A 20887-nucleotide genomic window follows, 5' to 3' on the forward strand; every position below is an offset into this window, starting at 1 on the left:
TCTGAGTAAAAATAGTTTCGTCCCAGCCTCTTAATGATTAAGATGCTTGTTTTTCCATCTGTTTGAAGAGCTTTTCGATTTCGTGACCAATCTTTTTATAATGTGCATCTTTACCGTTATTCTGGTATTTGATCATCGCTTTTTCAATATGCTTTATAGCCGACTTGATATGCTGTTCCGTATTACCGTTTGTTTGAATATGTGTAGTTAACTCTTCTTTAAGCTGACTTAAAGCTGTTTGCATATCTTTTTCAGAGGCCAACTCGAGAAGAGAGTCAGTCACTTGCGCGATGGATTCTTCGCCAGCAACATACCCATCTAGTAAAGAAACCGCCTCGACTACATCTTGTAGGTTTCTCGGCATCAGTTTGTATTCATCATAGTTATACGTAACGACACCAGTTACAGATTCATATGATTTTCCTGTTTCGACAAAGCCTTCATACGAGTCGATAACAAATGCTCCATGTTCATCGCTAGCTTGATAGTTCGCGTGGTTATCAACAGACTCAACAGATACGTTGTTCATTTGGACGAGTTGTCCTTCTAAAGATTCATCTAAATCACTAGATGTAACGACTTTAGGAGCTGGAACACCAACATTCTTTTCAACAATTGATGTATTTGCACGCGTTGGTTGAACCTGCAGTAAACCGAAGTATTCTTCTGTTCTTCCTTTTACACGAATTTTATCTCCAACTTCTGCGTCTGAACCAGCTAGGCGTACGACAATACCGGCACTGTCATCTTGAACATAATAATTTGTAGAGCCGCCGACTGTGAAAGCAGCAGTCACAACGCCTTCAAAATGGACACGTGAACCGAGTTCAGACTCACGGACATCTTGTAAGCTTGCAATCGGGAGTTCTTTTGTTAAATCATGTTCATCTCTAGGCATTACTTTAAAAGCACCAAAATTATAATCGAGAACGCCGACGATTGTGTCATACGTTTCACCGACCTGTAGGAAGCCCGCGTCATTATCAATAATGAATTCTCCGCTAGCATCTTTTACTGTGTAGTCGTTATATTGATTTACACTAAGGACTTCAACATCTTCTAACTGAACCAACTGTGCCTCCAGTTCTTCACCGATTTGGTCAGACGTAATGACGGTAGGCTCAACGGTTGTCCCTTCACCAATTACCTCAGCGCTTGATGCCTCTACCTGAAGCATGCCGTAATATTCATTCGTTACACCAGCTGCACGAATGTGATCACCGACATTGGCATTCAATTGGTCTGTACGTACGACGATTCCAGCCGTTTCATCTTGGACGTAATAATTTGTTTTACCAGATTGATTGATTTTGTGTGTAATGGTTCCTTCAATCATGACATTCGTACCAACTGAGGCAGCACGTGCATCGGCGATGATTGGTTCACGATCGAATGCAGGTTGATACCCTTGATTCAATGCTGACATTTCATCCGGAAAGAAGATACGCTTATCAATCGGAACGTTTTTCCAATCGTTAGGCATGAAATATTCCTTCGTGTCTGAATTGCCTGGGTATCGGTATAATGCTCGTCCATCATAGCGAGCGCGGAACTCAAATGGTAATTCCATTAGTCGGTTTTCTTGAGACCACATATTGTTCCCTTGGTTAATGGCTTCACGTTGGATTTGCTGGTATTCCTCATAAGTTGTTTGATCGCCGATTGGCCAAATAAAGTAAGTCGCTGCATAGCCATTTCTCACCATTTCTTTGTTCGTGTTTAAGCCATCTGATTTACGTACGACTTCAGCGAGCAAACGGCCGTAAGTATCTAATGGTTCTGCACCCATTTTTAAAATAACTTTATCGCCTGGTTGAATATAGGAAGCTAATTGCTTTGTTGCTTGATCACCATGATATTTTTGTGAATGAGTGGGGTCTTCGTTTATCAAATTAGAATCATATTGGTCTAAGTGGTAAGTTTCTGGGGTGTCTATGTTTAAAAAACGAATTGTCGTTGTTCCGAGTATCGCTTGTTGAATTTTAATGGTGTCACCATCGACAACGCGTTCAACGGTTGCTTCATACTCTTCTTGAACTTCATTTGACGGAGGCTCAACTTTATTATGCGAACCTAAGTGTTCAAACGTGTCGCTATAAAAAGCAATCCACTCATCAAACGAAAAGGGGGAGGTAAGATCTGTGTTTCCTTGCGTAACCGCAACGTCTCTGACAAGCGTCATATTCTGAGTCTTGGCGTCGTTGTTCCCCCAGTAGCTGCCTGGGTCTTCGCCAACTACGCCAACTCGGTCAATAGCTACACCTTGTCGTGTTGTTTCATCATAATTTTTGAACAAAACAATGGCATCATCACCGTTGAAGCCATAAAAATAAGAGGATCCTGTTAGATCAGCCTTTGCTAAAAGCTCATCAGAACCTCTTTCATTTGCGATGACGAATGTATCTCCTGAATTAAGTGTTCCCGAAAGAGATAATGCGTTTGCATTTCCATCTCCAGGTTCTTGGGAAGCTCCATTCGCGAAATTAACAATTGTGTATTCAGATAAGTCAATTGTACTTCCTGTTCCATTGTACAATTCAATTGCCTTGTTGTAGCTGCTACCTTCTACATACTCAGAGATAATCAAGTCCTCATGACTATCTGCTTGAATAGCAACTGGAACAAGTAAAAAGAGTAATACTGAGACGATTAACATGATTAAACCGGAATTTCTTTTCTTCACGCTCACTTCTCCTCCTTTAATAAAATCAGTTTCATTATATCGCAATTCAAATAAAAACAAATGAAAATTTACAAGAAAAAGAAAATTGTGTCATTAGTCCTATTATAAATAAATTGAAATGGAATAAGTCATTATGTATGCCAAGTTGTAATCTAGGAAAAAAAGGGACTCAGCTATTTTATGTTGAGAGTTGAATTAGAAAAAGAAAAATAGAAAAAACCGGAGGAAATCATTCCTCCGGTTTTAATAATCAATAATTATTCACCGATTGTAACATCTTTTAACTGATAGATTCCCAATGTATCAACAGAGAAGTTTTGAACTTCTTCGCGAACACCAGTCAAGTAGTTTTGGTGGTGAATGTAAAGCATTGGAGCTAGTTCAGTTAATTTTTCTTGTGCTTCTTTATAAATTTCAGCACGTTTTTGTTCGTCAGTCTCACGACGACCTTCGTCTAGAAGCTTATCAAGTTCTTCATTTTCTAAGAATGAACGGTTACCTGGAGAACCGACCATTGAAGAATGGAATAGAGCATATAGACCGTAGTCAGCGTCACCTGTTACAGTGGACCAACCAAGAACGAACATGTCATGCTCACCATTTGAAGTTCTTTCTAGGTAAGCACCCCACTCAAGTTCCTCGATCTCTACAGTGATACCATATTCTTTCAAAGCATCTTGAACGTAAAGAGCAGTTTCGACACGTTGCTCGTTATCGTTTGTCCATAGAGTTGTTTCGAAACCGTCACCATAGCCAGCTTCTTCAAGAAGCTTTTTCGCTTGGTCAGGTTCATAACCTAAACCTTCAACACTTTCATCATAACCGAAAACACCTGGTGCTAATGGTCCAGTTGCTGGAGTACCATTACCTTGGTAAATTCCTTCGATGATTTCTTCGTTATTAATTGCTAGGTTAATTGCTTGACGTACTTTTGGATCATCAAATGGTTCTTTTTCAACATTGAATCCAATGTACGACAAGCTTGTAGATGCTTGGTTATTTACGCGTGTATCTTCATTGCTTTCAACACGGCTAACATCTGTTGGCTGAAGTGGGTCGACAATGTGAGATTCACCTGTTTCCAATTCAGCAATACGAGCAGATGGTTCAGGAACTACTTTGAACGTTACAGTTGATGGCTTAGCAGGCTCACCCCAGTAGTCTTCGTAACGGGATAGAACTGTTTTTTCACCAGACTGACGCTCTTCTAATTTGAAGTAGCCAGTACCGACAGGATTTTGACTAGAATGAATACCAGTGTATTCAGCTAAATCTGCTACGTAACCTGTAGTTACTTCTTCGCCTTCATCATTTTCTTCTGTTTTAGAATATTCTTCGCTACCGTCAGCTCTTGCTTGGTAGTATTCATCAAGTGAGATGTCTAGACCTGCTTCAGAAATTGCATTTTCATAGTCAGCGTCAATAACATCTTTACTCATGATACCGCCAGCATCGTGAGCTAAGTGTGCTAGAAGTGGAGCGAAAGGATATTCTGTCTTGATTTCTAACTCGTAGTCACCAAGAACATTTACTTCTGTAATCATGTCATAAAGGAAAGAACGTGGTGATGCAACTGCAGGGTCAAGAACACGTTCAAGGTTCGCTTTTACGTCTTCAGCAGTAAAATCAGAACCATTGTGGAATTTTACACCTTCTCTAAGTGTAAATACCCATGTCGTGTCATCTTTTTGTTCCCACTCTGTTGCAAGACCTTCAACGATATTCATATCGCTGTCTTGTTCAACTAAAGTTTCATAAATGTTATCACGAACGTTACTGGAAGGAACGTCGTTTTCAAGATGTGGATCTAATGATACAACATCAGAAGATACTGCTAGAATGACATCATTGCTGCCATCTCCACCAGCTGCTTCTTCACCTTCACCATCTTCAGAACCGGATTCTTCTTCTGAACCAGACTCTTCAGAACCGCTATCAGACTCGCCTGAATCGCCTTCACTATCAGGTTCGCCATCACCGGCACATGCTGCTAATACTAGAGATAGACCTAGCATTAACGCAAAAAGCCAAAGTAGTTTTTTCGACTTCATAGTGCGTGTTACCCCCTTGAGAATATATTCGTTTTTTCCCTATGTAATAAAATAGGGTTAAAAAAATCATACATTATTTTTTCACAATTAGCAAGGTTGCATTTAATCGAAAATCCCACAAACTTCGCACATTAAGTTATATTAGAATAGAAATTTTTATTCTTTTATCCCTTTTCTGAATAATTTCTATATAAGAAATAATGTTGTCAAAATTTTGTCTAGAGTTTATGATAATCTAGAAACGGTTCAAATATACTTCCTTAACATCCTATATTTCCTTCCAGAAATCTACTAATTACGAAATCTCATAGATTGGTATAATAAGTAGTACTTTCTTTACTTAAAATGTCACGCAATTTCGAAAATGAACCGGGTGTTATGGCAAGACGATAATGAGTACACATATAGTAAAACCGATTCTCTACAATGAAAAAAGGGGGGCTCCTGGAATGGCAAATCAAAACATAGAACAAAATACTGATCATTCTGAAGTTGAACTGCAAGCGATGAACGTTAAGAAACCGTCTCCATGGAAAGATTTCTATAAACGCTTAAAAAGGAATAAAGCTGCATTGATTGGTTTCTATACCATTGTGTTTTTATCAATTGTATCAATCGTCGGTCCATTCCTGTTATCAATGGACCCGAGTGACGTAGACGTCATTAACAAATTTAGTCGACCATCCGCTGAACATTGGTTTGGAACAGATCATATGGGAAGAGATATCTTCACTAGAATCGTTTACGGGATGAAATATACGTTAGGTGTAGGGTTCGGCTCTGTCTTTTTAGGTGCCATCATGGGTGTGCCGCTAGGAATTGTTGCTGGCTACTATGGCGGGCGCATTGATAACTTCATCATGCGACTCATAGACATTTTACTAGCTTTCCCAGGAATCTTACTCGCACTTGCGATTGTAAGTATCTTAGGTGGTAGCTTAGTGAACGTTACGATTGCAGTAGCAATCTATGCAATCCCTGGCTTTGCAAGAATTGTGCGTGGCTCAACATTGGCGGCAAAAAAGCTTGAGTATGTTGATGCTATTCGCGCACTTGGTTCATCAGACTTACGAATTATTTTTAAACATATTTTGCCGAACGTTTCTTCTCCGGTGATCGTTAACGCGACGCTATATATTGCTTCAGCAATTCTTACTGCAGCAGGACTCTCGTTCTTAGGGATGGGTGCTCAACCACCGATGCCAGAATGGGGCGCTATGCTGAATGACGGAAGAGATTACATTTTCGATGCTGGATATATTGCGTTCTTCCCGGGTATGGCAATCGTTATTGTTGTATTGGCATTTAATATTTTCGGTGATGGATTACGAGATGCTCTCGATCCGAAATTGAAGAACTAGGAAAGGGGTGCGAAAAGAAAAATGACAACATATATAATACGTCGTTTATTTCAATTAATACCCGTACTATTTGGTGTGACATTGCTTGTATTCCTATTGATGCATCTGACACCAGGGAATCCGGCTCAGCTTATTGCGGGTGAAACAGCATCTCAAAGTACAATTGAACGGATCGAAGTCAGCATGGGATTAAATGATCCGCTTCCAGTTCAATATGTAAATTTTGTAACAGATGTTGCTCAATTGGATTTTGGCTATTCTTATAGAAACAACACACCAGTTTTTGAGGAAATTAAACCAAGATTTTGGATAACGATGGAACTGGCGATTTATAGTACGATATTAAGTATTTTCATTGGATTAATTGCTGGTATTGTTTCTGCCGTTCGTCAATATTCCGTGCGAGATGTAACGATTATGATTATTGCACTGTTCGGGATGTCTATGCCGAACTTCTGGCTAGGACTTATGTTAATGAACTGGTTCTCTATCCAGTTAGGATGGTTCCCGCCAACCGGTTGGGGATCGGCCGGGCAGGTTGTGTTGCCGGTCATTACGTTGGGAACAGCGGGTGCCGCAGTAATTGCCCGAATGACACGTTCCAGTATGCTTGATGTTATTTCACAAGACTATATTCGAACAGCGCGAGCAAAGGGAGTTCATGAGCAAATCGTTATATACAGACACGCACTGAAGAACGCATTAATTCCAGTTGTTACTGTCGTTGGTTTGCAATTCGGAACATTGTTGGCAGGTACAGTACTTACAGAAACGGTATTTAGTATTAATGGTCTAGGCCGATTGGTCATCGACTCGATTATGGCGAGAGACTTTCCAGTCGTGCAAGCTTGTATTTTAATCATTTCGGTTATTTTCGTTGTTGTAAATTTAATCGTAGATATTTCATACACATTATTGAACAAGCGTATTGATATGGACTAATAAATGAAAGTGAGGTGGAATCATTGAGTACAAACGAATCCATACTTGAAGTAACAGATCTTCGGACGTCTTTCTTTACTGAGGGTGGAGAAGTCAAAGCAGTCGATGGAGTGACCTTTGATGTACCAGCAGGAAAAACCCTAGGTATCGTAGGAGAATCCGGATCAGGTAAAAGTATTACTGCGATGTCTATTTTGCAGTTGATTAGCCACCCAGGGAAAATTAAAGGTGGAGAGATAAAATTCAGAGGAAAGAACCTCTTAGATTTAAGTGAAAAAGAGATGCGTAAAATCCGCGGAAATCAAATCTCAATGATTTTCCAGGAACCAATGACCTCTTTAAACCCAACATATACAGTCGGACAGCAGATCCGAGAATCATATAAAATCCACCAAGGATTAGGGAAAAAAGAAGGTAGCAAACGAGCGATTGAGATGCTGAAGCTTGTTGGTATTCCTTCACCTGAGAAGCGATTGGACCAGTATCCATTCGAACTGTCTGGTGGAATGCGTCAACGTGTCATGATTGCGATGGCTTTGGCGTGTAAACCAGATTTGTTGATTGCAGATGAGCCGACAACTGCTTTGGATGTGACAATCCAAGCGCAAATTCTTGAATTGATTAAAGAATTGCAAGATGAGTTAGGCATGTCTGTCGTCATGATTACACATGACTTAGGCGTAGTTGCTGAAACATGTGATTATGTAGCGGTTATGTATTGTGGTAAAGTCGTTGAGTATGCAGATGTTAGAACATTATTCAAAAATCCACGTCATCCATATACAGTAGGTCTTTTGAAGTCTCTACCACGTAGTGACAGAGACCAAGAAGAATTGACACCAATTAAAGGGACTGTACCTAGTCCGGATGAGATGCCAGTTGGCTGTCGATTTGCACCGCGTTGTCCGTTTGCAACAAACCTTTGCCATGAAAAATTGCCATCTCTTGATGATGTCGGAGATGGAGAACAAATTCGCTGTTGGATTTACACAGATGAATGGAACGGCGATCCGGGGGTGAAAGTATATGAGCCAGAAAGAACTACTGAAGGTTAAAAATTTAAAACAGTACTTCCCAATTAAAGGTGGCATTTTTGGCCGGACTGTCAACAATGTTAAAGCGGTTGATGACATATCTTTCACTGTAAATGAAGGAGAAACAGTCAGCGTCGTTGGTGAATCCGGTTGTGGAAAATCAACGACAGGTCGAGCTATTTTACGATTGGATAATCCGACAGACGGCACTGTTGAATTCGATGGTGTTAACTTGTTGGACTTAAATAAAAAAGAAATGCGCAAAATGCGTAAAGATATGCAAATCATTTTCCAAGATCCATATGCTTCTTTAAACCCACGCCAAACAGTACGTGAAACATTAAGGGAAGCAATGGCGATTCAAAACGTCGTGCCGAAAGAAGAACGAGGCGATCGAATTGCTGAATTGTTGGAAACAGTCGGATTGCAGCCATACCATGCAGACCGCTATCCGCACGAATTTTCAGGTGGTCAGCGTCAACGTATTGGGATTGCCCGTGCATTGTCTGTTGATCCAAAGCTTATCGTTTGTGACGAAGCTGTTTCAGCATTGGACGTATCTATTCAAGCACAAGTGCTTAACTTATTGAAAAAGTTCCAAAAAGAGATGAATCTAACCTATTTATTCATTTCGCATGACCTTGGCGTTGTACGTCATATTTCCGATCGCGTCATTGTCATGTACTTAGGAAAAATTGTTGAGGTAGGAGATAAGAAATCAATCTTTGAAAACCCTCAACACCCTTATACAAAAGCTTTATTATCCGCTATTCCAGTACCGGATCCAGATCATAATAAAGATCGGATCTTCTTACAAGGAGATGTACCGTCTCCAATCGATCCTCCCACTGGCTGCCGTTTCCATACGCGCTGTCCATTTGCGACAGAACGTTGTAAGGAAGAAACACCTGAGCTAAGAAGCGCAGGATATATGGCAGAAGGACACCAAGGCGCTTGTCATTACATGGAGTTAATCGAGTCTGGTGAACACCAGCCAACTCGTGAAACAAGTAATGTGCGTATGTTGGACGAGGAACCTGAGAAAGTTTAATAAGAAAACAAGCAGGAGGCCAAATGGTCTTCTGCTTTTATTTAGCAGGCAAATAAAGCGCTTACATACAAATTTGCTATTCCGTTACAATGGATAAAAATCATGTTATGATACTAGTGGGAAATGAAAAAGATTCAGGAGGTAACGAAATGCCTAGTGATACGTTAGATCAATTTTTGAATGAAAATTTACAGGAATTAAAAGACCAAGGTCTTTATAATGAGATCGAAGTGGTTGAAGGTGCAAACGGTCCAAAAATAACGATTAAAGGAAAAGAGCTAATCAATCTATCCTCTAATAACTATTTAGGACTTGCTACGGATGACCGGTTAAAAGAAGTCGCAAAACAACATGTTGAATCACATGGTGTTGGAGCTGGTGCCGTTCGTACAATTAACGGAACATTAGACGTACACGTTGAGCTTGAAGAAAAAATTGCTGAATTTAAAGGTACTGAAGCAGCAATCGCTTATACTTCTGGCTTTAACTGTAATATGGCGGCGATCTCTGCTGTAATGGATAAAAATGATGCAATTTTATCTGATGAATTAAACCACGCTTCCATCATCGATGGCTGTCGTCTGTCCAAAGCGAAGATTATTCGTTTCAATCATTCAGACATGGAAGACTTAAGACAGAAAGCGAAAGAAGCAAAAGAATCAGGTCAGTATAACAAAATCATGATTATTACTGACGGTGTATTTTCAATGGATGGAGACGTTGCAGATCTTCCTGGAATCGTCGAAATCGCTAAAGAATTTGATCTAATTACGTATGTCGATGATGCCCACGGTTCCGGTGTAATGGGTAAAGGTGCCGGTACGGTGAAACATTTTGGTCTTCAAGATGAAATCGACTTTCAAATGGGGACACTTTCAAAAGCAATCGGCGTCGTCGGTGGTTACGTAGCTGGTAAACAAAACTTAATTGATTGGTTAAAAGTTCGTTCTCGTCCATTCCTATTCTCAACATCCTTGTCACCTGCTGATGTAACGGCGTGTACAAAAGCGATTGACTTATTGATGGAATCAACAGAGCTTCACGATCGTTTATGGGAAAATGGAAACTATTTGAAAGAAGGATTGAAAAATCTAGGGTTTGATATTGGTGAGAGTGAAACACCAATTACACCTTGTATTATCGGAGATGAAAAAACAACCCAAGAATTCAGTAAGCGTTTGTACGAAGAAGGGGTTTATGCCAAATCCATCGTCTTCCCAACTGTTCCACGTGGTACAGGTCGTGTAAGAAATATGCCGACAGCTGCACACACGAAGGAAATGCTGGATGAAGCTATTTCGATTTATGAAAAAGTAGGAAAAGATATGGGAATTATCCAATAGAATAGAGAGAGGAACAGAGGGGGATTCCTGAATGAAAAGGATTTTAGTAACAGGAGCGCTAGGTCAAATCGGTTCTGAATTGACCGCGCAGCTAAGAGAAACGTATGGACATTCGAATGTCATTGCTACTGACGTTCGAAAGCCTGAAAACTTAAATGACACGAATGGCCCCTTTGAAGTACTAGATGTTACAGATGAGCGGGCCATGCACGATATCGCAAAGAAATATAATGTAGATACGATTATGCACTTAGCTGCATTATTATCAGCGAAAGCAGAGAATCACCCTCAATTTGCTTGGAACTTGAACATGGGTGGATTAATGAACGCGTTAGAAGTAGCACGTGAACTCGACGCCCAATTTTTCACCCCGAGCTCAATCGGTGCTTTTGGTCCGAATACACCAAAAGATTTCACGCCACAAGACACGATGCAACGCCCAATGACAATGTATGGTGTCAATAAAGTTGCAGGCGAATTGTTATGTGATTACTATTATAATCGTTTCGGCGTCGACACACGTGGTGTGCGCTTTCCTGGCCTGATTTCGCATGTGACAGAACCAGGTGGCGGCACGACGGACTACGCGGTTGAGATTTATTATGAAGCGTTGAAAAAGAATAAATATACATCATTTATTGGTAAAGGTACACAAATGGATATGATGTATATGCAAGATGCGATTGACGCAATCATTCAATTGATGGAAGCAAATCCTGAGCGTTTACAGCACCGGAATGCTTTTAATGTAACAGCATTTAGTGCCGAACCAGAAGATTTCAAGCAATCCATTCAACAACATTTACCTACTTTTGAACTGGATTATGAAGTCGATCCTGTAAGACAGAAGATTGCGGAAAGCTGGCCAAACTCTATTGATTGCACAGCTGCAAAAGATGAATGGGATTTTAAACCGAAATTTAAATTAGACGACGTCACTGAAGATATGTTGACGAACCTTAAGAAAAAAATAACGAATGAATAAAAATATCCCCGGACCGTTCAGTGAGTGGTTCGGGGATGTTTCTATATGTGTATTCAATGCGAATCAGTTTATGACCGTAACGCTTGTGAAATCGACTTTAATTAAATAGTTCATCAAGCCTACTCGCATAAAAAGAAAACTCTTCTTTATGTTTCAGAATGTTTTCGTCTTTTGTCGTTTCCAATAACTTAGAGAGTACAATTTCCATTGCTAAATCCGATTCATCCATATTATATAAGGTCATGGCAAAATAAATATAAAATTCATTCGCAGCAGGAAACTCACTCATACCAATTTCAAAAGCTTCTTTTGCATTCTCATATAAACCGACAGCACGGTAACTCGCTCCGAGATGAAACAACGAATTTTTGCGTATGTCTTCAGACAAATCCAATTCAAGTGCTTGGTTAAAGTATGTAATTGCTTGAGACATCATTTCAAGATCTTTATGTAAAAGACCAGCTTCGAAAAGGATTGACGGATTTTTTGCTTGTTCTTCCGCTAAACGTGTGATCTCTTCTCGCGCACTTTGAAGATGTCCATTTTGTTTTAAATCAAAAAATGTATGAAGTAATTTCATTTTTCCACTCCTATTAATACTAATATTCCTTAGAGGTATTTTTTTGTAGTCCAGCCTTGTTTCTAAACCCCTATTGAAATTGTATCAGACATTACAAGTAGAATGGAATCAAGTTGTAAAGTGTTTTTTAGTGCTCGATAGCTCCGAATGAGTAATAAAGCATACATCAAAGCCTTGTCGGAAATAATGAGACTCAACTACAAACAAAAAAGCTGTTTAGACCAAAAGATTGCGACAGAACAAAGAAAGCCAACGTTTAAATTAATTAATTTTTTGAAAATTCTTAGGAATAAACTATATATTAGCGGGGAATACATTGGATTAAGAGGAATTATCTGAGATTATATAGCTTAGGCGAAAAATACTCAAAATAGCTCCCAATTAATCCTATAAAATATATAATATCATTTTTGACTAGTGTTCACAGATTATCTACAATTTAAGATTGGATAGCTAATAATTCAGTAGATTGGCTTTTCAAAAAAATTGAGAGGATTTTTTTCCTAATGGCAAATGAGAAAAAGAAGCAGTTTACGAAAAAGAAGTATTATTCAGATGAATATCTGGGGACAGGAGTTCAATGGGGATCCTTTATTATAAGTGGCGGGTTTCTATTATTATTTGTTATTTTGGCATTCTTTTTGCCAGATAATATGAGTGCATGGGTGAATAATTCATTTGATTTTTCCGCTAAATATTTTGGTTTATATTGGCAAATTCTCCTCCTAGCAACATTTATTGTCGGATTGATTTTAATGTTTTCACGGTATGGAAGAGTAAAGTTAGGACTTGTAGACAGTCCTCAATACAGTAATTTCCGTTGGGTCGCAATGATTTTAACGACATTACTAGCTTCGGGTGGTGTGTTTTGGGCAGCTGGGGAACCAATGTCACACTTTCTTGATACACCTCCACTATTCGTTGATGGAGAATTAACAGAATGGGATAAGGCGGTTATCGCTCTCTCCCAATCGTTCTTGCACTGGGGCTTTAGTGCTTGGGCAATTTTAGGTACGACGGCAACAATTGTATTGATGTACGCTCACTACCATAAAGGTATGCCGTTAAAACCACGTACGATTTTATATCCTATTTTTGGTGATAAGTTATTTAAAAGAAATCATGTTGTTGGAATCTTGGCAGATGTCACTTCAGCAATTGCAGTTGCAGCGGGTACGGTAGGTGCAATTGGCTTTTTAGGATTACAAGCATCCTATGCCGCTGAGCAAATTTTCGGATTACCGAATACATTAGCAACACAAATTACATTTATCGTCATACTTATTGCCATTGCTACAGTATCGGCAATCACAGGTGTTGATAAAGGAATTCAGATTTTAAGTCGTTTCAACGTTGGTTTTGCGGTACTTCTTATGATCGTTATTTTAATCATTGGACCAACAATGTTTATTGTTGACGCGTTTGTATCAGCTGAAGCTTTTCAAATCTCTAACTATCTCATGATGAGTTTAACGCGTGGAGACCCTGCATGGTTAGCAGGTTGGACAGTCTTCTTCTGGGGTTGGTTTATCGGATACGCTCCAATGATGGCCATCTTTATTACACGTATTTCGAGAGGTAGAACAATCCGTGAGTTGATTTTAGCTGCTGGTATTTTAGCACCGGTCGTCAGTAATATTTGGTTCACCGTTTTAGGTGGGACAGGAATTTTCTTTGAAATAGAAAAGCCTGGTATTATTTCAGAACCATTGAATAACTCCGGCCAAGAAGCTGCAGTGATGGCGATACTTGAACAGTTGCCATTTACGTCGATTATGGCATTTAGTTTCTTGATTATCACGATTATCTTCGTCGCAACTACAACAGACTCAATGGCTTATGCCTCTGCTGTCTCTGTTACAGGAAATGATAATCCAAAAACATCTGTCCGAGTATTTTGGGCCTTGATTTTTGGAGCGATAGCAATCGCTTTATTGGCAATGGGTGAGAGTAATGTAGGTATGTTCCAAAACTTCATCGTTGCTTCAGCGGTACCGGTATCAATTCTCATGCTTCCACCAGTATGGGATTCAGTAAAAATTGCGAAAGAGTTGGCAGTTGAACAAGGAATTAAACGGAAAAAAGAATATTCGTTTGAAGAAGATGACAATTATCCACATGTCTAGATTTCATCGAATGAATGCTACAATACTATTTATCGTAGCTAATAAGATGGAAGGTGCGCGGAAGAGAGAATGGATTACCGCAAAAAATGATGCGATGAATCAAGAGTTCTTGCGAAAAGATTCGGAATTGATTTTCCGTAGGATTCACCGAATAACAAAAACAAAAGATCATTCGATATAAAAAAAGGCCCGATGATTTAGTAACGAATCATTGGGTCTTTTGATTTCAAGCTCTACTATTCAACTTAGAACCATTAAAATTAGTAGCATAAATTTAACATTAGTGGGGAATACAATTACATAGTGAGGAATTATCTAAAATTAGATAGCTGAGTCAAAAAATACGTTAAATTGCTCGTTATTATTCAAGCATAATATATAACACGTTCTTTGACGATTGTTCACAAATTATCTACAATTTACTATTGGGTAGCTAATAGAACATATTTTTAGTTAACAAAAAAGTGAGAGGGTTTTTACGGAATGGCTAAAGAGAAAAAAACGCAGTTTACAAAGAAGAAGTATTATACGGATGAATACCTAGGCACGGGTGTTCAGTGGGGTTCCTTTATTATAAGTGGAGGATTCCTACTATTATTCGTTATTCTGGCATTCTTTATACCAGATAACATGAGCTCTTGGGTGAATAATTCATTTGATTTTTCAGCCAAGTATTTTGGTTTATATTGGCAGCTCCTCGTATTTGCAACGTTTATTGTCGGGCTGATTTTGATGTTTTCCAGGTACGGAAGAGTAAAGTTGGGACTTGTAGACAGTCCTCTCTACAGTAATTTCCGCTGGGTTGCAATGATCTTAACGACATTACTAGCTGCAGGCGGTGTGTTTTGGGCAGCCGGGGAACCAATGGCTCATTTTCTCAACACGCCTCCATTGTTCGCAGATGGGGAATTAACAGAATGGGATAAAGCGATTATCGGTCTTTCCCAATCGTTCCTGCACTGGGGCTTCAATGCTTGGGCAATTTTAGGAACAACGGCAACAATTGTATTGATGTACGCTCACTACCATAAAGGTATGCCGTTAAAACCACGTACGATTTTATATCCTATTTTTGGTGATAAGTTATTTAAAAGAAATCATGTTGTTGGAATCTTGGCAGATGTCACTTCAGCGGTTGCAGTTGCAGCTGGTACAGTAGGTGCAATTGGCTTTTTAGGATTACAAGCATCCTATGCTGCTGAACAAATTTTCGGTTTACCGAATACATTAGCGACACAAATTACATTTATCGTCATACTTATTGCCATTTCTACAGTATCGGCAATTACAGGTGTTGATAAAGGGATTCAGATTTTAAGTCGTTTCAACGTTGGTTTTGCTGTGCTTCTTATGATTGTTATTTTAATCATTGGACCAACAATGTTTATTGTTGACGCGTTTGTATCAGCTGAAGCTTTTCAAATCTCTAACTATCTCATGATGAGTTTAACGCGTGGAGACCCTGCATGGTTAGCAGGTTGGACAGTCTTCTTCTGGGGTTGGTTTATCGGATACGCTCCAATGATGGCGATCTTTATTACGCGGATTTCAAGAGGTAGAACAATCCGTGAATTAATTTTAGCCGTAGGTATTCTTGCACCAATCGTCAGTAATATCTGGTTTACCGTTCTAGGCGGAACAGGAATTTTCTTTGAAACGAAAAATCCTGGAATCATTTCAGAACCGTTGAATAATTCCGGCCAAGAAGCGGCAGTAATGGCGATTCTTGAACAAATGCCATTTACATCGATTCTTGCTTTCAGTTTCTTGATTATCACAATTATTTTCGTAGCAACGACAACGGATTCAATGGCTTATGCCTCTGCTGTATCTGTTACAGGAAATGATAATCCGAAAACGTCTGTCCGTGTATTCTGGGCATTGATCTTTGGTGCGACAGCTGTTGCTTTATTGGCAATGGGTCAAAGTAACGTTGGTATGTTCCAAAACTTCATCGTTGCTTCAGCGGTACCTGTATCGTTTCTTATGTTGCCGCCTGTATGGGATTCCGTGAAAGTTGCCAAAGAGTTAGCAGTTGAACAAGGCATTAAAGGGAAAAAAGAATATTCGTTTGAAGAAGATGACAATTATCCACATGTGTAGAATTCATCTTTAAATGCTACAATAAAGTGTACAGTAGCTTAAAAGATGGAAGGTGTTATATTTGAGTGATCACTTAGAAGCAAAACCATGTTCTCATTCATTAACCGTGAGAAACTCACATGTTTTGCCACCTGATACCAATATGCATGGAACATTGTTTGGTGGAAAGTTGATGGAATATCTAGACGACGTGGGAGCAATCGCTTCAACACGACATGCTCGGAAGCCAGTAGTTACAGCTTCCACAGACTCCGTAGACTTTTTGCATCCAGTCAAAGCAGGCCATACCATTTGTTTAGAAGCTTTCGTCACTTGGACACATCGGTCATCCATGGAAGTTTTCGTTAAAGCCATTACTGAAAACTTGTTGACCGGAGAACGACAAGTTTGTGCAACAGCTTTTATGACTATGGTTGCGGTGGATGCAGATGGCAGGCCGGTGGAAGTACCACCTGTTTATCCAGAAACCGAAGAAGAAAAATGGCTGTATGATGGCGCAGAAGAGCGGATGAATTACCGTAAAAAGCGTCGTGATGATTCAAAAATCCTTGCGGAGAAATTTGGAACTGATTTTCCGTGGGATTCACCGAATAACAAAAACAAACGATAATTCAAAATATAGAAGACCCAATGATGTGATGAACATTCATTGGGTCTTCTTACATCACAAGGAATAACCGTTAATAAGCTCGAATAAGATGTTGATTAAATGGTCGATCTTCATAAAGTTTCTAGGAATCCAAAATTGACAGTAAATATAAAGTAACATACAATTCAGATAATAACGTTTTAAGTGAGGCCAATAATGGAGAGAGACAACCAAGTAGGAATCGGGAAATTTGCATTGCGGCTCGTATTAGATTTTAGTGATGAGACAGATGCCGCGAAAACAAAGCATTCAACTACTGATTATCATTTTTGTATCGGAAAGACAGGTGCGATGGATCTAAAAAAAGTTGTTTCAGCGATCGAGACGGCATCCAAACGGAATCAATTAATTGAAGAAGATTTGTATCGGGAAACACACGCGTTATATCACGCTATTTTAGAAGCCATACAAGGTGTTACCCGGGGTCAGTCACAATTAGGAGAAATTATGCGAACTGTCGGTTTGCGTTTCGCCGTTGTAAGAGGGAAGCCATACAAAAATAAAGCGGAAGGCGAATGGCTTGCCGTTGCGCTCTATGGGACGATTGGGGCACCGATCAAAGGATTAGAACATGAAACCGTCGGCCTTGGAATTAATCATATTTAGAATTTGCCCAGTCGAGTCATAAGTAACTAGGGGGCTTGTATTCAAGATGAATTCTTGGATATAAGCCCCTTTTTGCTTTTTTTAGGAAAAAATCGAATTTAACTATGGGGGGTAATGATTATGCAAATAAGTGGTAACGAACTGACAATTGCTGATGTTCAGCGAGTTGTTTATGAAAATGAAACCGTTTCGTTGAAGACTGATCAACTGAAGAAGGTTAAGCAAAGCCGGAAGTTTGTAGAAGAAGTATTATCAACAGAGCAAACGATGTATGGAATTAATACAGGTTTTGGTCATTTAGCAAATGTAACAATCGACCAAGAAGATTTAGAAGAACTTCAGTTGAATTTAATCCATTCCCACGCTTGTGGCGTAGGTGAGCCTTTTTCTGAAGAGATTAGTCGAGCAATGGTTTTGCTCCGTGCCAATGCGTTAATGAAAGGAAATTCAGGTGTTCGACCAGTGATTATAGAACGCTTAGTTGATTTATTAAATCATCAAATCCATCCGGTTATTCCACAGCAAGGTTCATTGGGAGCAAGTGGTGACCTAGCACCATTAGCTCATTTAGCGCTTGTCTTAATGGGTGAAGGAGAGGTTTATTATAAAGGAACAAGACTACCAGCAATTCAGGCATTATTGGAAGAAAATTTGAAACCACTGACATTAAAAGCGAAGGAAGGACTCGCGTTGATTAACGGTACGCAGGCAATTACAGCTGCCGGTTGTATCGCGTATCTTGGAGCTGAGCAGCTGATGCAACAAGCATTCAAAATCGCCGCCATGACGGTTGAAGGATTGGAAGGCATTCGGGATGCATTCGATGAACTGATTCACCATGCGCGTGGTTATCCAGAGCAGATTGAAGTGGCGAAACAAATTCGAGAGCTACTTAAGGATAGCCAACTTACGACAGCTCAAGGAGAAAAACGCGTACAAGATGCTTATTCATTACGATGTATTCCACAAGTATTCGGTGCATCTTGGCAAACGCTGAATTATGTGAAAGAAAAATTGACGATTGAGATCAATGCGGCTACTGATAATCCATTAATATTTGCAGAAGAAGGTAAAATTTTATCCGGTGGTAACTTCCACGGCCAGCCTGTAGCGATTGCAATGGATTTACTGAAAATTGGTGTCTCAGAAATGGCGAACATGTCTGAACGACGTGTTGAACGTTTGGTCAACCCACAGCTGAATGATTTGCCTGCATTTTTGAGCGCTAAGCCAGGCTTAGAATCGGGAGCTATGATTTTACAATACACGGCTGCTTCGCTTGTTTCAGAAAACAAAACATTGGCTCATCCAGCAAGTGTTGATTCCATTCCTTCATCAGCGAATCAAGAAGACCATGTCAGCATGGGAACCATCGGTGCGAGACATGCTTATCAAGTCGTTAGGAACACAAGCAAGGTGCTGGCAATTGAGTTGATTTGTGCAATGCAGGCTGTAGAATACCGAGGAGTTGAACGAATGGCAAGCAAAACGAAAGCTTTCTATGAGCAATCACGTAAAATTGTTCCAAGCATTACAAAAGATCGAATCTTTTCAAATGATATTGAAGCGATGAGTCGCTGTTTAATAAATAGCTGACCAACATTCGATAGCCTGAACAGTGAAGAGATCATATAAGATTGAGAAGACTACTAGATATTGATTGTAATAACATTTGTAAGTTAATCATTTAACACAATAAAGCGAAAAAACCCTTTCTTTAGAAAGAGGATGTATAGTATAATAGTTTTCAGGTAAAGATAAAGAGAAAGAAAAGGATTGCGTCACACCGAGGTGAATAAATGAGAGTATTTAGTTGGTGGTTGGTTGTAACGATCATTGTAGTTATTGGTGGACTAGCGAGTTATTTCGTTGTGGAAGCAAATAGCGATGACTCAGTGTTCCGGAGTATCAGTCATACAGGTGCAAATAAAGAACTCTTTAATAATTACGAAGAAGTGTATATCGGAAAAGAGATTAAATGGGACGGAGGAGATTCTCTTCCACTCATCAAAGATATTCAGTTAATCAACAAAGATGGAGAAGAGTTTGATCAGTCGAATAGATCCATTCAAATTAACCTCTACATAGATGATACTGGCAAAACGAACGTCCATTACCGAGACACTTATGAAAATAAACTATTGAAAGAATCTTATCAGTCTGTTCAAGATTATCAAATGGATTCTGACAGGTTCACACTTGTTTTTGAGACATCATTAAAAGATCAAAGCTACCAATACGATTTAAAAAAGTTATTAATCACATATATGGATCACGGAAAAGAAAAGCAAACAGAACTACCATTACGTTCTTTTATCTTTAATAATTAATCATACGGACTGCTTCAATGTCCCACCAGTAAGGTGGTGGGCGATGAAGCAGTTTTTTTATATGAAGATATTCGGAAGGTGAACAGAAGATGCTGTCATATTCCGGTAGTTATTCGTTCCAAAACCTAGTCTCTATTCAACTCTTTTTGACATTTCGTGCAAAGTTTATTTTGTATTTCGAGCGGCTTTTGTAAAATATTCCCGCAGTTCGTGCAAGTGTTTAATTGATCAGGGTTCGTCGGTCCATACTCAACGGAATTACGATAATCATCAATCATGTTTTCCACTCCTTTCTGAGAGTTGCATCCTTACATCATCAATAATACCCTCTTTTCTGAAAAAGCTAACCTATAATCGAGTTGAGAAATTAAGCTACCTCTTATACAATGAGAGGGAGAATGGGAGTGAGTAAGATGAAAAAATCAGAACTTGAATCAGAAATCGCTCATCTGAAATCGGATTATATCCGAATTCAAAGTGATCTTGATAAGATGGAGTCTGTTGGAGGGAGTATTACTCCTATTGAAAAAGTACTTGAAAAAATAGAAATAGAATTAGCTGAAAAGAAAAAGCAGTTAAAAGAAATGGAAGAATAAACAACGTCATTATATGTAAAGAGGCTGGGACAAATCAAAGTTATAAACTCAGAAACACGAATATCAATCTAACTTAGCGTAGGAAATATACGGAGACTTCTGCGGTCAACTAAATGCGGCCACGTCCTGTGGCCAACGTTGACACTAGCCCGTCCTGGGCGTCGGGAGCAAAAGCCTAGGCGAGACCCCGCAGTGCGTAGCACGAGGAGGCTCACCAGCTGCCCGCGATATAGAAGACACTGCGATTTATCGCAGATGTCGCCTTATGCCCTGTGGGTAAAAGCGCAATATATTTCCGAAGCGGGTATTTCCGGCACACTAAATTAGAATGTTTGTATCTGAATCAACTTTAAAGATTTTGTCCCAGCCTTCTTTCCTACGATTAGTCAAGTCTAAATTTAGTAAAGGCTTATAAACTAAAATTTGGTATACTAAATAAACCTCAAG

Annotated in this window: 18 protein-coding genes; 14 read left to right on the plus strand and 4 right to left on the minus strand. The window is 39.4% G+C overall.

Features of this window, described 5'->3' with window-relative positions:
• Positions 1-37: 37 nt before the first annotated feature.
• Positions 38-2683, minus strand: coding sequence for a thermonuclease family protein (locus KC820_RS06055; protein WP_212369246.1), 2646 nt, complete (start codon positions 2681-2683; stop codon positions 38-40).
• 257 nt (positions 2684-2940) lie between these two features.
• The gene (locus KC820_RS06060) at positions 2941-4734 is read right to left on the minus strand and encodes a glutathione ABC transporter substrate-binding protein (protein ID WP_212369249.1); all 1794 of its coding nucleotides are present in this window, start codon (positions 4732-4734) and stop codon (positions 2941-2943) included.
• A gap of 449 nt (positions 4735-5183) precedes the next feature.
• Here KC820_RS06060 and KC820_RS06065 point away from each other — a divergent pair, with 449 nt between their 5' ends.
• The 6 genes from KC820_RS06065 to KC820_RS06090 all read left to right on the plus strand — a co-directional run bounded on the left by KC820_RS06065 (position 5184) and on the right by KC820_RS06090 (position 11450).
• Positions 5184-6095 (plus strand): ABC transporter permease, encoded by a 912-nt coding sequence (locus KC820_RS06065; RefSeq protein ID WP_377862684.1) that lies wholly within the window; start codon positions 5184-5186, stop codon positions 6093-6095.
• Between the two features lie 21 nt (positions 6096-6116).
• Positions 6117-7037: an ABC transporter permease gene (locus KC820_RS06070; RefSeq protein WP_212369252.1), complete on the plus strand. Its 921-nt coding sequence runs from the start codon at positions 6117-6119 to the stop codon at positions 7035-7037.
• Positions 7038-7060: 23 nt separating this feature from the next.
• On the plus strand, positions 7061-8092 hold the full coding sequence (locus KC820_RS06075) for an ABC transporter ATP-binding protein (protein WP_144088964.1): 1032 nt from the start codon (positions 7061-7063) through the stop codon (positions 8090-8092).
• On the plus strand, positions 8064-9122 hold the full coding sequence (locus tag KC820_RS06080; RefSeq protein ID WP_212369254.1) for an ABC transporter ATP-binding protein: 1059 nt from the start codon (positions 8064-8066) through the stop codon (positions 9120-9122). Before KC820_RS06075 ends, KC820_RS06080 begins: the two co-directional genes overlap by 29 nt.
• 149 nt (positions 9123-9271) lie before the next feature.
• On the plus strand, positions 9272-10465 hold the full coding sequence (locus KC820_RS06085) for a glycine C-acetyltransferase (protein WP_212369256.1): 1194 nt from the start codon (positions 9272-9274) through the stop codon (positions 10463-10465).
• A gap of 31 nt (positions 10466-10496) precedes the next feature.
• Positions 10497-11450 carry an L-threonine 3-dehydrogenase gene (locus KC820_RS06090; protein ID WP_212369258.1) on the plus strand — a complete coding sequence of 318 codons (954 nt, stop codon included), beginning with the start codon at positions 10497-10499 and terminating at the stop codon, positions 11448-11450.
• Between the two features lie 97 nt (positions 11451-11547).
• Here KC820_RS06090 and KC820_RS06095 read toward each other — a convergent pair whose 3' ends face one another.
• Entirely contained in the window at positions 11548-12030 is a 483-nt protein-coding gene (locus KC820_RS06095) for a tetratricopeptide repeat protein (RefSeq protein ID WP_212369260.1), read from the minus strand.
• A gap of 506 nt (positions 12031-12536) precedes the next feature.
• On the opposite strand from KC820_RS06095, the gene KC820_RS06100 reads away from it, so the two are divergent.
• From KC820_RS06100 to KC820_RS06130, 7 genes are all read left to right on the plus strand, one after another.
• Complete coding sequence (locus tag KC820_RS06100) at positions 12537-14156, plus strand: BCCT family transporter (RefSeq protein WP_212369262.1); 1620 nt, start codon at positions 12537-12539, stop codon at positions 14154-14156.
• Positions 14149-14337: a hypothetical protein gene (locus tag KC820_RS06105; protein ID WP_212369264.1), complete on the plus strand. Its 189-nt coding sequence runs from the start codon at positions 14149-14151 to the stop codon at positions 14335-14337. Before KC820_RS06100 ends, KC820_RS06105 begins: the two co-directional genes overlap by 8 nt.
• Positions 14338-14639: 302 nt before the next feature.
• Positions 14640-16259 (plus strand): BCCT family transporter, encoded by a 1620-nt coding sequence (locus KC820_RS06110; protein ID WP_212369267.1) that lies wholly within the window; start codon positions 14640-14642, stop codon positions 16257-16259.
• A gap of 61 nt (positions 16260-16320) precedes the next feature.
• Positions 16321-16869: an acyl-CoA thioesterase gene (locus KC820_RS06115; protein WP_236782544.1), complete on the plus strand. Its 549-nt coding sequence runs from the start codon at positions 16321-16323 to the stop codon at positions 16867-16869.
• 195 nt (positions 16870-17064) lie between these two features.
• Complete coding sequence (gene hutP / locus KC820_RS06120; RefSeq protein WP_212369270.1) at positions 17065-17514, plus strand: hut operon transcriptional regulator HutP; 450 nt, start codon at positions 17065-17067, stop codon at positions 17512-17514.
• A 117-nt stretch (positions 17515-17631) separates the two neighbouring features.
• Positions 17632-19110 carry a histidine ammonia-lyase gene (gene hutH, locus KC820_RS06125; protein ID WP_212369295.1) on the plus strand — a complete coding sequence of 493 codons (1479 nt, stop codon included), beginning with the start codon at positions 17632-17634 and terminating at the stop codon, positions 19108-19110.
• 203 nt (positions 19111-19313) lie between these two features.
• Entirely contained in the window at positions 19314-19844 is a 531-nt protein-coding gene (locus tag KC820_RS06130; protein WP_212369273.1) for a hypothetical protein, read from the plus strand.
• Positions 19845-19969: 125 nt separating this feature from the next.
• Here the strand turns inward: KC820_RS06130 and KC820_RS06135 are convergent, their stop codons facing one another.
• On the minus strand, positions 19970-20122 hold the full coding sequence (locus tag KC820_RS06135; RefSeq protein ID WP_212369276.1) for a hypothetical protein: 153 nt from the start codon (positions 20120-20122) through the stop codon (positions 19970-19972).
• A 135-nt stretch (positions 20123-20257) separates the two neighbouring features.
• Between KC820_RS06135 and KC820_RS06140 the strand changes: the two genes are divergently transcribed.
• A complete protein-coding gene (locus KC820_RS06140) occupies positions 20258-20440 on the plus strand; it encodes an SE1832 family protein (protein WP_212369279.1) in 183 nt (60 codons plus the stop codon).
• Positions 20441-20887 lie beyond the last annotated feature (447 nt).

Source organism: Allobacillus saliphilus (assembly GCF_018138385.1).
GTDB classification, from domain to species: Bacteria; Bacillota; Bacilli; order Bacillales; family Alkalibacillaceae; genus Allobacillus; species Allobacillus saliphilus.

Excerpts from the sequence above, each read along its gene's own strand:
- KC820_RS06095 (WP_212369260.1), bottom strand. The coding sequence starts at position 12,030 with ATGAAATTACTTCATACATTTTTTGATTTAAAACAAAATGGACATCTT.
- KC820_RS06085 (WP_212369256.1), top strand. The coding sequence starts at position 9,272 with ATGCCTAGTGATACGTTAGATCAATTTTTGAATGAAAATTTACAGGAA.
- KC820_RS06080 (WP_212369254.1), top strand. The coding sequence starts at position 8,064 with ATGAGCCAGAAAGAACTACTGAAGGTTAAAAATTTAAAACAGTACTTC.
- KC820_RS06070 (WP_212369252.1), top strand. The coding sequence starts at position 6,117 with ATGACAACATATATAATACGTCGTTTATTTCAATTAATACCCGTACTA.
- KC820_RS06100 (WP_212369262.1), top strand. The coding sequence starts at position 12,537 with ATGGCAAATGAGAAAAAGAAGCAGTTTACGAAAAAGAAGTATTATTCA.
- KC820_RS06090 (WP_212369258.1), top strand. The coding sequence starts at position 10,497 with ATGAAAAGGATTTTAGTAACAGGAGCGCTAGGTCAAATCGGTTCTGAA.
- KC820_RS06110 (WP_212369267.1), top strand. The coding sequence starts at position 14,640 with ATGGCTAAAGAGAAAAAAACGCAGTTTACAAAGAAGAAGTATTATACG.
- KC820_RS06060 (WP_212369249.1), bottom strand. The coding sequence starts at position 4,734 with ATGAAGTCGAAAAAACTACTTTGGCTTTTTGCGTTAATGCTAGGTCTA.
- KC820_RS06130 (WP_212369273.1), top strand. The coding sequence starts at position 19,314 with ATGAGAGTATTTAGTTGGTGGTTGGTTGTAACGATCATTGTAGTTATT.
- KC820_RS06135 (WP_212369276.1), bottom strand. The coding sequence starts at position 20,122 with ATGATTGATGATTATCGTAATTCCGTTGAGTATGGACCGACGAACCCT.
- hutP (WP_212369270.1), top strand. The coding sequence starts at position 17,065 with ATGGAGAGAGACAACCAAGTAGGAATCGGGAAATTTGCATTGCGGCTC.
- KC820_RS06105 (WP_212369264.1), top strand. The coding sequence starts at position 14,149 with ATGTCTAGATTTCATCGAATGAATGCTACAATACTATTTATCGTAGCT.
- KC820_RS06140 (WP_212369279.1), top strand. The coding sequence starts at position 20,258 with ATGAAAAAATCAGAACTTGAATCAGAAATCGCTCATCTGAAATCGGAT.
- KC820_RS06065 (WP_377862684.1), top strand. The coding sequence starts at position 5,184 with ATGGCAAATCAAAACATAGAACAAAATACTGATCATTCTGAAGTTGAA.